The organism is Mycobacterium kyogaense (assembly GCF_003254575.1).
GTDB lineage: Bacteria > Actinomycetota > Actinomycetes > Mycobacteriales > Mycobacteriaceae > Mycobacterium > Mycobacterium kyogaense.
Genome location: NZ_QJUA01000122.1, coordinates 1 through 437, shown reverse-complemented (window position 1 = coordinate 437; position 437 = coordinate 1). Strand labels below are relative to the sequence as shown.

Genomic DNA, 437 nt, shown 5'->3' with positions numbered 1-437 from the left:
GGGCTGCTACGGCGCTGAGCGGTGTCGTGAAGGACCGCACGGGGCGGTACGAGCTGGGGGACGGTGAGCTTGTCGCACAGGCGTTCTCGCCCTCACCTGCCCAGGAGGGAAAGCCGCGCCTGAGGTGGCCCGGCAAGGACGACGACCTGACGGTGAAGTCGATGCGCGTGGGGATGCTCAACATGGCACAGGGCGTCTTCTCCGCCATCCGCAATGTGGCCACCCACACCACGGACGAGCTGCCCAAGCAAGAGGCTCTAGAGCAATTAGCGACGCTGAGCATCCTCGCGCGATGGATCGACAAGTGCGAGCTGGTCACGGTCTGACACGTCGCGGAAGCTGTGACTCGGTGAGGTCTATTCGGCGAGAGCGCGGTACACGCTCGCGCGGCTGATGCCGGTGAGCTTAACGATCTCCGCCACGGTGCGGCCCTTGGC

2 protein-coding genes are annotated in these 437 nt (G+C 65.7%); one reads left to right on the top strand and one right to left on the bottom strand.

What is annotated here, in order from left to right:
• The coding region (locus DMB80_RS27850; protein ID WP_240431425.1) for a TIGR02391 family protein at positions 1-326 on the top strand (326 nt) is incomplete at its 5' end.
• A gap of 30 nt (positions 327-356) precedes the next feature.
• On the opposite strand, the gene DMB80_RS28965 is transcribed toward DMB80_RS27850, so the two are convergent.
• A partial coding sequence (locus DMB80_RS28965; RefSeq protein ID WP_162938744.1) for a helix-turn-helix domain-containing protein occupies positions 357-437 on the bottom strand: 81 nt, incomplete at its 5' end.